A 14,943-nucleotide genomic window follows, 5' to 3' on the forward strand; every position below is an offset into this window, starting at 1 on the left:
ATAACAGAAGAATACGATATTAAATGGATGACAGGGCTACTTTTGACAAAATGTTTAATGAATGGTATGCACAGTTTGTATATTTTGCATATTATTTTATAAATGACGCTGAGGTATGCAGAGATATCGTAAGTGATGCTTTTGAGTATTTGTGGCGTAATTATGAAAAGATAGAAGAAGCGACGGCTAAAACTTATCTTTATACAATCATTCGTACACGTTGCATTGACTATCTTCGCAAGCAAAATATCCATGAAGAATATGTAGAGTTCACTTCGCAATTAACTGATAAAATGATAGAAGTCGATTCACAACATTCTGATTCTCGTGTTTTGCGTATTCGTAAAGCTATGGAAAAGTTGACTCCTTATAATTATCATATATTGGAAGCATGCTATATTCATAATAAGAAATATAAAGAAGTGGCCGAAGAATTGAATGTAAGTGTTGCGGCTATTCATAAGAATATAGTAAAGGCTTTGCGTATTCTTCGCGAAGAATTGGGGCAAGAGGGTAACCGGAATAGACTTTAAAACGTAAATATATATATTGAATACATTATTTATGGATGAAAAGAATATAAATATAAGTAAGTCGGAAGAAGAACTCCTGGAAATTATGGAGAATCGTTCTCATATAACTGCTGATCAATTACATAATTTGAAAGAAGATGAGGAGTGCTTGTAAGCATGTTCTGATTTGGCAGAAATTGTGATAGAGATGCAGAAAAAACAAAATATGCTGGCAATTGATGTCCGGAATGAACTGGCAGATTTTCATAATAAACATTCTAAAAACGATCGAAGAAAAAATACACGCATACTGTTGTGGGCCAGTATCACAGGTGTAGCGGCAACTGTTGTCATAATTTTAGTTTTGCGTGCAATGATGATTTCGTCGCAACCGGAAATCATTCAAGTGTTTCAAGCCAATCATGTTGCCCAACAAGTCACTTTACAAGTGAATGATGAGAAAGAAGTAAAGCCACTGAAAGAAGTAGTAGAATCTTTTTCGTCTTCTTCCGCTGCACAGTTGTCTTCTAAAGAAATAGATTATAGTCGCGCTCTTCTTCAAACAGAAACTAAGGAAGTGGGAAAGCAGAGAATACAGATACATAGATTAAGTATTCCCAGGGGAGAGACATTCAAAGTTGTTTTATCCGAAGGAACCGAAGTCTTCTTGAATTCAGACAGCCGATTAGCTTACCCTACGATTTTTAAAGGAAAAGAAAGAGTCGTCTCTTTGGAAGGTGAAGCTTATTTTAAAGTTACTAAAGATGCAGAACATCCTTTTATTGTGAAAAGTGGAAATATACAGGTTCGCGTATTAGGAACGGAATTTAATGTGCGTAGCTACTCTCCTACTGACGTTCGTGTTACGCTCATTACAGGAAAAGTGGCTGTTAGCGATACTTGTGGAGTTCATAGTGTTGAAATGATGCCGGGACAAAGTGCACAACTTTCTTCTAACGGAACATTTGCTGTGAAAGAGGTGGATATTGAATCATTTTTATATTGGAAGGAAGGATTTTTCTATTTTGACGATGTTGCTCTGGTTGACATGATGAAAGAAATAGGGCGTTGGTATAATATAGATATTGAGTTCCGCAACAGCAAAATTATGGATCTTCGTATGCATTTCTTTGCAAATCGTCATCAAGACATCTTTCACTTGATTGAATTATTGAATCGAATGGAGAGAATACATGCTTATTTTGAAGCAGGAAAACTAATTATCGAATAAAAAGCAAGCAAAAAGATATAAATCTGAATAGAAAAATATATTTCTGAAAAAAAACTCTTTTAAGGGTAACCATTCTTTTTTAAACTTCGTATACAATTAAAAGAATGAAATATTATTTAACTATTCAGGCTTATGAAAAAGAATCAAGCACAAAAGTTCATTGTTTTATTCTTGTTTTTCCTTTTTGCTTATTCATGGCGTGTTGAAGCACAAACAGGTAAGGAAAAGCAACTAACAATGGAGTTTAAAAATGAAGGGTTGCCCTCTATTTTTAAACGTTTTGAAAAGGTATCGGGATATAAAGTGCTTTTTATCTACGATGAAATCAGTTCTTATACTTCTACAGGAAAAGTAGAAAAAGCTACAGTTGATGAAGCATTGAAAGTGATTATTGGAAAAAACCCGTTAAAATACCACATTGACGGACAATTCATAAATATCACAAAAAAAGATTCTAAGAAGTTTTTCTCACAAGTAAAGGGAAAAGTTTTTTCCGAGGAAGACGGACTTCCGGTTATTGGTGCCACTATTATAGTGGAAGGTCCTAGTAATATCCGTACTATTACAGATAATAATGGTAATTTTCAGCTCTCTGATGTTCCGAAAGATAGCCGAGTCAGAATATCGTATGTAGGTTTGGAAACCCAGTTCTTGAATCCTTCATCCTATATGTCGGTAGTGATGAAGTCTGATACAAAGGCGCTGGATGAGGTAGTGGTGACAGGTATGTTCAATAGGAAGAAAGAGGGATTCACCGGTTCTGCTGTTACTATCAAGGGTGAAGACCTGAAAAAATATAGTACGAATAATGTGGCTAAAGCGATAGCTGCTGTCGCTCCCGGGCTTCGCATCATGGATAATATAAATATGGGGTCTAATCCGAATAATCTGCCTGATATGCGTATGCGTGGCGGTGCAAATATGGATATGGCTACACAGTCTGCGGTAGATTTTAATTCTACCAGTAATGACGTATTAGCAGTTCAGGGCGAATATGAGACCTATGCCAATCAACCGCTGCTTATCATGGACGGATTTGAAATCACCATACAGACACTTGCCGATATGGATCCCGACCGTGTTGCTTCTATCGTTGTGTTGAAAGATGCGGCAGCTACAGCTATTTACGGCTCGCGTGCGGCAAATGGAGTAATTGTTATCGAAAGCAAGACTCCCAAACCGGGACGGATTTGGGTGACTTATGGTGGGGAACTTCGTATTGAAGCTCCGGATATGACCGGATATAATTTAATGAATGCAAGAGAGAAGATAGACGCAGAGTTGCAAAGCGGGCTTTATACATACGGTGGCGAGACAGTTGAAAAATGGCAGCTCTATCAATCTAAATTGCGTGAAGTGCTGGCAGGAGTAAATACTTATTGGCTGGACAAGCCTTTGCAAACAGCTTTCCAACAACGACATACGGTTACGTTGGAAGGTGGTGACGAAGCCTTGCGTTATCGGATGTATGTCGGATATAATAGTTCTCCGGGTGTGATGAAAGACAGTAAGCGTGATGTATTGACTGGTTCACTTGATTTTCAGTATCGCCTGAAAAAAGTGTTGTTAAAGAATAGCATTACGTTGGATAATTCGGTAGCTAATGAGTCTCCGTGGGGAAGTTTTAGTGAATATACCCGCTTGAATCCTTATCTGCGTCCGTATGGAGAGAACGGAGAAATACAAAAACGGCTTGATAATTTCGAAGGAGTGGGTGGTGAGTCGAGCTACCTGAATCCGATGTATAATACGACATTCAACAGTAAAGACCAAAGTAAAAACTTTACAGTACGTGAACTTTTCAAGGTGGAATATAATCCTACTAATGAATTACGGTTTGAAGGAGCTTTTAATCTGTCCAAGAGCGTAGGACATCGTGATATTTTTCGTCCTGCACAACATACGCTTTTTGATAATGTGACTGATCCTACCTTAAGAGGTGATTATCGCAGAAGTCAGAGTGAAGCTGTCAATTGGGGCATAGATTTAACAGGAAGCTGGAATAAGCAACTGGAAGATCACTACCTGACTGCTAATGCACGTATGAGTGTATTGGAGAATAATTCGGAGACTTATGGAAACTATGTGACTGGTTTCCCGAATGATAATATGGATAACTTGTTGTTTGGTAAGAAATATAATGAGAAGGTGACAGGAGATGAGAGGACAACGCGCTCCATTGGTTGGGTAGCTGCTGGAGGCTATTCTTATAAATATAAGTATTCGTTCGACTTTAATATACGCTTGGACGGTTCATCACAGTTTGGAAAAAATAACCGTTGGGCTCCTTTCTGGTCAACCGGATTACGTTGGGATTTGAAAAAAGAGAACTTTTTGAAAGATGTATCTTTTATTTCCGATTTTATTTTGAGGGGTACATACGGTACGACCGGTTCCCAAGGTTTTGATCCTTATCAGGCACATGGTTATTATACATATTCCAATTTACTGCTTCCTTATTACTCGTCAGATGCAACAGGTTCGGAAATCTTGGCTATGCATAATGAAAGTTTAAAATGGCAGACTACAAAAAGTACTAATCTTGCCTTGGAACTCGGTTTTTTCGATCAGCGTTTTACTGCACGTGTGGAATATTATCGGAAAATAACAGATAATATGGTTGCCAATATAAGTCTTGCTCCTTCTCTTGGTTTCAGCAGTTATCCGGAAAATCTGGGAAAGATAGAGAATAAGGGTTGGGAAATTTCTCTCTCGGCTATTCCTTATAAAAACACTGCTAAACAAGCTTATTGGACAATTACAGTAAACGGTTCTCATAATACTGACAAACTATTGAAAATATCGGAAGCGATGAAATACAGAAATGATAAAAGTGCATCAGATTTAAAAGATACGCCGTTGCCACGTTATGAAGAAGGTGAATCTCTTTCCCGTATTTGGGTAGTACGTTCATTAGGTATTGATCCGGCTTCCGGAGATGAAATATTATTGAAACGTAACGGGGAGATGACGAGTGCCGTTAACTGGAGTGCGAATGATGTAGTACCTATTGGTAATACAGAACCTAAATGGCAAGGATATATTAATTCTTCCTTTACATACAGAGGTTGGGGAGCAGATGTCAGCTTCAGGTATCAGTTTGGCGGTCAGGTATATAATCAGACCTTGCTTGACAAGGTGGAAAATGCTAATTTGAAATATAATGTAGATCGACGGGTAACTCAGCTACGTTGGGCGAAACCGGGTGATAAGGCACAGTTCCGTGTTCTTAATCCTAACGGTTTGGAAACGAAAGCCACTTCCCGGTTTATAATGGATGAAAATATATTCCAGGGAAGTTCGTTGTCTGTTTACTATCGTATGGATCGTACTAATACAAAATTTATTAGTCATTGGGGATTGAGTTCCGCTAAAGTGACGTTTAATATGGAAGACTTTTTCTATTGGTCTACAGTGAAACGCGAAAGAGGTTTGTACTATCCGTATTCCCGTCAGTTTACATTTGCTTTGAATGTTGCTTTCTAATTAAAAACCTATTTGTATGAAACAGATAATATATATACTATTAACAACAACAATGCTGGGACTTATGTCTTGCAGCGACTGGTTGGATGTATCTCCGAAGACTTCTATTCCTACCGACAAGCAATTTGAGTCGGAATCAGGATTTAAGGATGCGCTTACAGGTATTTATTTGAAGTTGGGAACCACGACATTGTATGCCGGAGACTTGACTTATGCTTATTTGGATGAGTTGGCAGGATTATATTCCGATTATCCGGGGTATAATACAAATGCTGTTTTCGACCAAAGTATCGTGTTCGATTATGAGAACATGTTTTTGAGTAAGAAGAATGGGATTTACTCAACGATGTATAACATCATTGCCAATATTAATAACTTCCTGGAGTATGTAGACAAAAATAAAGATGTTTTAGTTACCGAACGCTATTATGAAACTATGAAGGGAGAAGCACTCGGGCTTCGTGCTTTTCTTCATTTTGATTTGTTGCGTATGTTCGGTCCTGTTTATAAAGAACATCCTGCATCCAAAGCTATACCCTACCGTATTGCTTTTGATAAGGATGCCACTCCTGTTTTACCAGCCAGCGAAGTGGTTGATGCTATTCTCAAAGATTTGAATGACGCTGAAAAGTTACTGAAAGAGAGTGATCCTCTTGATTTCTTTACCGATCAGACGGATGAAGATTTTATAGATAAAAATCATTTTCTTGTCAATCGTGAGTTTCGTATGAATTTATATGCGGTTAAAGCTATGCTGGCTCGTGTATATTGTTACAAAGGTGATGCGGAAAGTAAAGGATTGGCCACAGAGTACGCTAAACAAGTGATTGCTGCCTCTAAGTATTTTACATTGTACAAATCGCAGACTGCTTCCAATTACAATTCCATACGCTATGCAGAGCAAATCTTTGGAATAACAGTCAATGAATTCTCCAATTTGCTTATTGGAAATTATATGGATATGGAGAATACCAATACTCAGCAACATTTCTATCTGGATGGAGATAAATTTAAATTTTTCTATGAAACTGCCGATGCAGGGAATACTGACTGGAGAAAAAATACGGAAATGTTTGAGGTTATTAATGGGGCAAGTCGGACAGATGTTTTTTGTAGAAAATATAATCAGAAACCTTTGAATGGCGGATATGCTTATTCCGGTGCTGACGCTATCCCTTTGATACGCTTACCTGAAATGTATTATATTGTTGCAGAATGTGTTTCTTCTGCATCGGAAAGTGCTGATGCACTAAATACCGTACGTTTTGCACGTGGTATTTCTTATAGTGATGAGATATCGTCTATCGGATATGATGACCTTGATAATACTTCGGAAGAAGACAAAAACCAGACTAAACGTATTAATGAGATAATGAAAGAATATAGGAAAGAATATTTCGCGGAAGGTCAACTTTTCTATTTCTTGAAAGCGCATAATTATAGCACTTATTATGGTTGTGGGATTGAAACGATGACTGAAGCCCATTATCAGATGACGTTGCCGGATGATGAGTATATTTTTGGAAACAACTCTAAATGATGAAGCATTATGAAACGTATTATATATTTTGTTTTAGCTATTCTTGTTTGCGGCATTTATGTAGGATGCAGTGAAAACGAGATAGACTTATATGACCAGACACCTCGTATCAATTTCTATGGTAGCACTACGCATGTCCGTACTTTGGTTGATACGGATTATGTAAAGAAAGAACCTTATGCTGTAGACAGTTTCGAGGTAAGAATACAAGGAGATTTTTTGAAAGAGAATCGTGATTTCTGTGTGAAAGTAACTCCGAATAATGATTATCAGAATTCAGTGGATGTATTATTGGAAAGCAAGTATACATATACTGACCTTGATACAGTTTGCCAGATATTCTATTATAAAATAAATCGTCCGAAAGTACAGGCAGGTAGAAATATCTATGGTTGTTATCTGGAGTTTGATTTGAATAACCCTCTTCATCAGTTTGATAAAGGTCTGGTAGAAAAGAATCAAATCGTTTTAAATGTCAGATGGGAGTTGAAACCGACCGAATGGAGTGATTATGTGGGATTTGGTAGCTATAGCGATGCTAAATATATGTTTATTATGGATGTATGCCAACGTGTATGGGATGACTTGGAAGATGAAGATATTGATGTAATCAAGCAAGCTTATAGAGAATATAAGGAGGCGGGGAATCCACCGATTTTAGGTGAAGAAGGTGATGAAATAGAATATGAATAAGATTAAAAAGAAACGTTATGAGGAAATATATCATCTGTATAGTAAGTTTTATCGGAGCGGCTTTATTGCAAACAGGCTGTTACGATGACAAGGGAGATTACGATTATCATGATGTAAATACGATGGATATCGTAATACCTGAAACGAAGGTACGTATGCCTAAAGAGGAAGCAGTGGAAGTTTCAATTATACCCGAGATTTCTCAGACTTTGGAGCAAAATGAGGAAAACCTTGTGTTTCAATGGAAGAAAACAATCGAAGGAAAGAAAGCGGGGTCGGACAGACTTAGTGATTATAAAGATTATTCCGTAGGCAAAGAATGTAAAGTAACAGTCGAGCCTTATGAATCGGAAAATATAGGTTTAATGTTGGTCATTACGGATAAAAAGAGTGGAACAATCTGGTATCAGATAGGTGAAGTTGCAATTATTCGTCCTTTAAATCCTTGCTGGTTTGTATTGCAGGAAAAAGAAGGAAAGGGAGTATTAGGAGCGATAGAGGGTACTCCGGAAGGATATTATGTTTATCCGGATGTCTTTAAATCAGAACTGAATCAGTCATTTCCGTTAGAAGGAAAACCTTTGGCGGTAAGTGCAAGAAAAAACTATGGAGATTCGTTTTTAAGTAGTATGCTGGGTTTTTTTGGTTTTAAAGTAAGTCCGGCGTTAATGGTGGTAACCGATCAGGACTTGGCCTTATTGACTCCAAGTACTTTAATAACGAGATATCCGTCGAATAAAATACTTTTTGAACCGACTGGAAAAGGGGAACCGTTGAATATTGAGTTTTATAAAATGAGTACTCATGGTGAATTGTTTGTAAATAGTGGAAAAGCATATTGTGCTCCTATGGATGGGTTTTGTGTACCATTCTCGGTAAAAAAAGAAAGTGAGTTTCCTGCTATTTCCGCTTATGGTTCGTATGGAGGAGGCTTTTTGTTTTTTGATTCTGAAAATCATCGTTTTCTTAGTGCATCTATTCCGGGGGTTGGTGATTATATGGGGAATCAGGCTACTCAAAGTATACGTAATTATGGTACTAAATGGAGTGACCAGAAGCCTGTATCCACGTATTCAATGTCAGACGAATCTAATTTGTTTGATCCGGATGTAATTGATCCGTCTTTAGAAGTACATGATATTGTTACGGGTGGAAATTGGGGAAATTTTGCTTATGCGATTGCTTCTCCCCGGAACGGAAAAGAGCTGACTGTGTTTAAATTCAGTGCGCAAGATGAAGATCCTATTTGTGCTGCCCGGTATACGATTGCTTTACCGTCCGAAGTAAATGTAGAAACAGCAAAATTTGCAGCTTCTTACGCGTATACGGCAAACCTTATATTTATGACATCGGGTAATAAATTATATCGCATTGATCTTGATCGCGGAAGGGCAATTGAACTTTATACTTATGAAACTGATCCGTCAGCACAGATAGTTAGTTTAAAATTTAAGGACCCTGAAAGTGTGAGAGAGGAAGATGACGATGAGGAAATAGGCGAATATAAGGAGAAACTAGGTATGTCTCTCGGGTTGGGTATCAATACTGCTGACAAAGGTGTAGTTGTCGAATTGCAATTGACAGTGGCGGGCGATGTAGCTCGTGAAGAAAACAGCATTTGTGTTTACGAAGATCCCGATCAGCCTATTGGGAAGATTGTTGATATTAGCTATAATTATGAATAGTATAAACCGGTCTTTATGCTAAAAGGAATTATCGGTGCAGTATTTCTTGCTGTTGTCTGTACTTGTCTGTACGGGCAACAGCAAAGTATTACAACTTTTATTAAAGAAGAAGCACCAGTGGAAGTTATTCCCGGTATGTTTACTACCTACCGAAGTGATAAACATATCTATTGGGAAATCCCGGATTCATTGATTGAACGTGAGTTTGCCGTAACGACAACTATCCTGACAGCTCCTGCCCGTCCGGACCGGGATATGGAAAAGAAATTCGGATATGCGGGTGACATGATAGGTCCGGTATTTTTCAGTTTCCGTAAACAGGGTGACGAGTTGTGGATGATGGATCCACAATATGAGAGGGTGATAGAAAATCCTGAAGGAACGTATGCAAAAATCGCCGCCCAACGTGGGAACGAAAGGCTTTATAAGATATTACCGATTAAAGCTAGGAATCAGGGAAGCAGCTTGATAGAGATTGGTGAAGTATTAAAAGATTTTCCTTTGTTTACTCTTGATATTGTATCTTTTGATTTATTGATAGGTACGCGTTTAAGAGAGAAAGATTATATTAAGGAAATTAAAGGATATGACAACCGCTTGTTGATACACGCATCACGAGCTTATCGAAGTTCGTCAATGAAAATACCAGGTAAGCCTGTTGCACCTCCTTATATTGGAGACTGGGATACAGGTATCTGCATAAAATTACTGTCAAAAAGACCGTTGGAGGCAGTTGCTGCAAATACCGGAGCTTATTTTTCTATCAGCAAGGAGTGTTTTCAAGGGAATCAGCCTGCTATTCGGAAATCTGTTGTCAAACGATGGCGGCTGGAAATAAGGGCGGAAGATGAAGAAAGATACATGAGGGGGGAACTGGTAGAACCCATACAACCTATTATTTTTTATATAGATCGTAATACACCGGAAAAGTACATCGACTGTATCATTGAAGCGGTGCGTGACTGGCGTCCGGCTTTCGAGAAAGCTGGATTTAAGAACGCCATTGATGCGCGGCTGGCTCCTACCGTTGAGGAAAATCCTGATTTTAGTATTTATGACAGTACTTATCCGTTCATCTCATGGAAGATATCAGGACAAAATAACGCTTATGGACCGACTCCATGCGAACCCCGGTCCGGTGAGATTATTGCTTGCCACATCGGTATTTTTTGCAGTGTCTTGAATTTGGAACAGAAATGGTATTTTGCTCAATGTGGAGCGAATGATCCGCAGGCATGGAATATAGAGCTGCCGGACTCTTTGCAATACGAACAGATAAAACAAGTGCTGACACATGAAGTGGGTCATACATTAGGATTGGAACATAACTTTCTGGGTAGTTCTCATTACTCCATCGATCAATTACGTGATAATGACTTTTTAAGTCAATATAGTATTGGTAGTTCCATTATGGATTATGTGAGGTGTAATTATGCTTTGCGTCCTCAAGATAAAGTTGATTTGAGAAACAGGAGGGTACGTGTCGGTGAATATGATAAGTGGGCTATTGAATGGGGCTATCGTATATTTCCGGGTAAAGATGCTTCTGAAAGAGAAAAGAACAGGAGCCTTTGGAATCAGGAAAAACAGAAAGATCCCTCATTACATTTTTCGGGCAGAATGGATGTAAGGGCTCAGGCAGAAGATTTGGGTAATGACCATGTTATGGTTAATACACAGGGAATAGAGAACTTGAAATATTTGTGTGAACATCCGGATGTCTGGAATGTGACGGATAAAACGTCTTTGCGTGTATTACAGGGGCGTTATGAAGCGGTATTGGAGCATTATAAACAGTGGGTACAGCACGTTTTGTCTCATTTGGGCGGGAAACGTCTTGCTGAGCCGGATGATGAGAATATTTACATACCCGAAAAAGCCGATTACAATAAGAAGGTTATGAGCTTTATACAGGCTTATATATTACAACCGCCTGTGTGGATGTTTGATGAAAAACTTACCGCTAAGTTAGAAATAAACGGTAGTCGGGAGTTCGATCGCTTTTATGAAGAGCTGATGTCGGAAATGATTCGTTCCCTCCGGGAAGTGGAAAGAACGGAGAATGTTTGTGAGGATATGTTGTCTGTAGATGAGTTTTTGGAAAGCATACATAAAGAATTATTTGCCGAATGGGCTGACAATATTCCTGTAAGTGACGCTAAGTATAAAGTGCAGCTGCTTTATGTGAGTAAACTTGTTAAATTGTTGGATAGATCAGAAAAGATAACTTCGTCGAGATTATTGGTTTCCATTATGCAGGCTTTGAATAGAATAAAGGAGGAAAGTCTTGATTATAGCCATAAGATTACGGATCCGGTTGCCAAAAAACGGGCAATGTTTCTTGTAGATAGTATTTTGTTTTAATGATGAAAAGTAAATAAAGAAATTCATGAAGAGAAGAAGATATGTGATTGGTATATTGTTGTGTGTCACAGCTTTGCTTCAGGCACAGGATTCCGTCAAGTCATTTGACGAGTTTTTTGTTGCCGGGATGGATAAGATCGACGGTGTGTTTCCTGTGTATGTAGCGGAAAAAGAAATCTATTTGGAAATACCCGAAAAATATATCGGGCGGGAAATTGAAGTCAGTGGACAGATAGACCGAGGGTTTGATTTGTTGAATCGTCCGGTTGACGGACTGGGAGTAGTGCGTATTATATCTCCGGATAAAGCTACAATTTGCTTTCAAAAACCGTTTTATACAGAGCGTATTTTAGATGAAAAAAGCACATATCACCAATCTTTCTCGTTGTCAAATATGCAACCTGCCGGTAAAAGTTATTCAGTGGTGGCCTATTCAAAAGAGCAGGGAGCTATTATTCGGATAACAGAGTATCTGATGACTGGCGATGACTGGTTCAGCTATAATGATAGTTTTATTCGTTCCTTGGTTCCGGAACTGTCGGAAATAATGAAAATACATCCTTTTAAGGAAGGTGTGTCGTTTACGGTCAGGCGCTATCATGGAGTTGAAGCGGAAAGATATATGCTGTCCAGTTCTGCCGTTCTATTGCCTGAAGGTAGTATGCCTTTGGAAGTCACTTGTGCAGTACGCTTGCTACCTCTGAAAAAAGATCAGATCCGCCTGGCAGATTACAGAATACCCTACCGGACATTGAGTTTCAAAGATTACTCGCAAAATCCTTATTGTATGGTAGAAGATTCATTGATTCTTCGTTGGGATATGTCACAACCGCTTACTTTCTATGTAGATACCCTTTTTCCGAAGGAATATTTCCAGGCAGTAAAGGAAGGAGTGGAAGCATGGAATACCGCCTTCCATAAAGCAGGTATTCATGATGCTTTACAAGTAAGGTATGCAGACCGAAAGATAATTCCGGCGGAACAACGTGCTTTTATATCTTATGATTTAAGAATACCGGGGATCAAAAGTGACTTTATCTGTCATCCTCGTACCGGAGAAATACTTTCATGTCGTCTGAATATCGGACATGGATTCCTAAAAGGAAAATTAGACGACTATCTGTTAAGTTGCGGTGCCTCGGATTCGCGTATTCTGGCTGACCGTTATTCTAAAGAAGTGGAAAAAGAATTGTTGCAAAATGAAATAACGGAAGAAATTGGATATCTTTTAGGTTTGCGCAGAAGTTTATCGAAAAGTTCGTGTGGAAAGACTTTAAAAGTTGGAGATGATGATTGCCGTACTATTTATTTTGGTTATCATCCTTTCAAAGGAGACCAAAATTGTTATGATGAACGGGAGAAGCTCCGCCAATGGATAGAGCATAATTTACCAGATCACATTCGTTTATTCCAACCATCAGGGAAGGAGAATTCTAATTCTTCATTTCCAGAAGATTATACGGTCAAAATATCGGATTTACAGACTGTAGTGAGTCGGTTGGACAAGATTGTGTATAAGGGGAAGAAATACGATAAAGGGAGTTCGCTCACTGATATATACAGAAAGGCTATTCGTCTGTATGGGAGTTATCTGATGGAAATAGCAAAGGTGGTGGGTAGTTCTCAACCGGCAGATGCGCAGCGTCAGGCAATGCTTGATTTGGACAACTATTTATTTCATTCTGTTAAAAAGATGGAATGTACCTATGTAAAAGAGAATTTGTTGGAAACAAGAAACAATCTTCTGTATCCGGAACTGGCGAAGTTGTTCAAACAATTGTTGAGTGTAAAGACAATTTCAGCTCTTCGATTGCAGGCGTTGCAGAGTGACCGGAAGGGGTATGACGATATTGATTTTTTCCGGGATCTTTATAAAGGATTGTTTAATGGTTTTGATCCGCAGTCTGCCGTTAGTTATGAACAGATGGATATTCAGCTGATATGTTTGGAAGCGTGGCTGGATATTATGCAGGAAGCTACTGAACATAATAGTATAAAGAAACGTTTAACGAACGAATTGCATAGTCTGCACGATAGACTGGAGGAGCTTAGCACGACACATTCCCAAAGGGAAGTACGTGATATGTATATTCTGCTTTTGAGAAGAATGGATCAATATTTCCGTGTGGTTTCTTGAGTGGCGTTAGAGTAATAATTTGTTTGGGATGATGAAAAAATGGTCGTACAGATAGAATAACCTATAAGTTTTGGGTTATCTTTGCTATGATTTATGAATAAATAATTAGAATAAGATGACTATTATTTTTCCTTCACCCATCTTCGGCCCTATTCATTCCCGCCGTTTGGGCGTTTCTTTGGGAATCAATTTATTGCCGGACGACGGTAAGGTTTGTTCATTCGACTGCATTTATTGTGAGTGTGGTTTCAATGCCGAACATCGTACGAAGAAACTTCTTCCTACCCGTGAAGAAGTCCGCACGGCTCTCGAAGAGAAACTGAAAGACATGCAGGCAAACGGCCCTGCTCCCGATGTACTGACATTTGCCGGAAACGGTGAACCGACTGCGCATCCCCATTTCCCGGAAATCATAGAAGATACACTTGCGCTTCGCGACAAGTATTTCCCAAAAGCGAAAGTAAGCGTATTGAGTAACTCTACATTTATTGATCGCCCTGCTGTATTCGAAGCACTGAACAAGATAGATAATAATATCCTGAAACTGGATACGGTGGATGAAGAATACATTCATCTGTTGGACCGTCCTAACGGAAAATATTCTGTTAAGAAGATCATCGAAAGAATGAAAGAGTTCAAAGGAAACTGCATCGTACAGACGATGTTTCTGAAAGGAGGTTATCAGGGAAAAGACATGGATAATACATCCGACAAGTATGTGCTCCCCTGGATAGAAGCAGTGAAAGAAATCGCTCCCCGTCAAGTGATGATATATACGATTGACCGGGAGACTCCCGACCACGATTTGCAAAAGGCTACGCATGAAGAGTTAGACCGTATTGTGGCTTTATTGGAAAAGGAAGGTATTCCGGCAACAGCTTCTTATTAAAATATAATTTAAACAGGGATATATTTCTTCTTGATAATACGTAAGAAAATTAATATAAGAGGGCGAACTAATAGAATTCAGAAGTTTTATACTTCCTATTCTATTGCTCGCCTTTTTATTGGCTTCATGAGCTGTTTCAGCCTATTCTGACAAGGGTATATTCTCACTGCGATGAGAAAAAATTCTCATTGCAGTGAGAGTTTTTTCTCATTATAATGAGTATTTTTTCTCATCGCAGTGAGAATGCTTGAGAATGTGTACTTCCCTGATAATGTTTCCTTTCTTCACATAATCTTTCGGCAATATCCCGAACTGCTTCTGAAAGCAACGGGCAAAGTACGAAGGATTATTGAATCCTACAATGAAACAAACCTCATTGATCCGGTATTTACGCCAAGTGTTATCT

8 protein-coding genes and 2 pseudogenes are annotated in these 14,943 nt (G+C 38.6%); 9 read left to right on the forward strand and 1 reads right to left on the reverse strand.

Annotated features, from left to right (window positions below; all coding sequences use genetic code 11):
* Nucleotides 1-23 precede the first annotated feature (23 nt).
* The 9 genes and pseudogenes from HMPREF0106_RS06295 (at nucleotide 24) to HMPREF0106_RS06255 (ending at nucleotide 14,537) form a co-directional block, all read left to right on the forward strand.
* Nucleotides 24-533 carry a sigma-70 family RNA polymerase sigma factor gene (locus tag HMPREF0106_RS06295; RefSeq protein WP_004298736.1) on the forward strand — a complete coding sequence of 170 codons (510 nt, stop codon included), beginning with the start codon at nucleotides 24-26 and terminating at the stop codon, nucleotides 531-533.
* A gap of 31 nt (nucleotides 534-564) precedes the next feature.
* A pseudogene (locus HMPREF0106_RS06290) lies at nucleotides 565-1,743 on the forward strand (FecR family protein).
* Between the two features lie 132 nt (nucleotides 1,744-1,875).
* Entirely contained in the window at nucleotides 1,876-5,229 is a 3,354-nt protein-coding gene (locus tag HMPREF0106_RS06285; RefSeq protein ID WP_004308446.1) for a SusC/RagA family TonB-linked outer membrane protein, read from the forward strand.
* 16 nt (nucleotides 5,230-5,245) lie between these two features.
* Nucleotides 5,246-6,769, forward strand: a complete 1,524-nt coding sequence (locus tag HMPREF0106_RS06280; protein WP_009040668.1) for a RagB/SusD family nutrient uptake outer membrane protein — start codon at nucleotides 5,246-5,248, stop codon at nucleotides 6,767-6,769.
* A gap of 9 nt (nucleotides 6,770-6,778) precedes the next feature.
* Nucleotides 6,779-7,462 (forward strand): DUF4843 domain-containing protein, encoded by a 684-nt coding sequence (locus HMPREF0106_RS06275; RefSeq protein ID WP_004322644.1) that lies wholly within the window; start codon nucleotides 6,779-6,781, stop codon nucleotides 7,460-7,462.
* A gap of 17 nt (nucleotides 7,463-7,479) precedes the next feature.
* Entirely contained in the window at nucleotides 7,480-9,147 is a 1,668-nt protein-coding gene (locus HMPREF0106_RS06270) for a PKD-like family lipoprotein (protein ID WP_009040669.1), read from the forward strand.
* Nucleotides 9,148-9,162: 15 nt separating this feature from the next.
* The gene (locus HMPREF0106_RS06265) at nucleotides 9,163-11,511 is read left to right on the forward strand and encodes a zinc-dependent metalloprotease (RefSeq protein WP_009040670.1); all 2,349 of its coding nucleotides are present in this window, start codon (nucleotides 9,163-9,165) and stop codon (nucleotides 11,509-11,511) included.
* 25 nt (nucleotides 11,512-11,536) lie between these two features.
* The gene (locus tag HMPREF0106_RS06260; protein WP_004298753.1) at nucleotides 11,537-13,648 is read left to right on the forward strand and encodes a DUF5117 domain-containing protein; all 2,112 of its coding nucleotides are present in this window, start codon (nucleotides 11,537-11,539) and stop codon (nucleotides 13,646-13,648) included.
* Between the two features lie 115 nt (nucleotides 13,649-13,763).
* Nucleotides 13,764-14,537: a radical SAM protein gene (locus HMPREF0106_RS06255; protein WP_004298756.1), complete on the forward strand. Its 774-nt coding sequence runs from the start codon at nucleotides 13,764-13,766 to the stop codon at nucleotides 14,535-14,537.
* A gap of 210 nt (nucleotides 14,538-14,747) precedes the next feature.
* On the opposite strand, the pseudogene HMPREF0106_RS28455 reads toward HMPREF0106_RS06255, so the two are convergent.
* Nucleotides 14,748-14,927: pseudogene (locus HMPREF0106_RS28455) on the reverse strand (helix-turn-helix domain-containing protein); the annotation flags it as partial.
* Between the last annotated feature and the right edge of the window lie 16 nt (nucleotides 14,928-14,943).

Source organism: Bacteroides sp. D22 (assembly GCF_000163675.1).
Taxonomy (GTDB): domain Bacteria; phylum Bacteroidota; class Bacteroidia; order Bacteroidales; family Bacteroidaceae; genus Bacteroides; species Bacteroides xylanisolvens.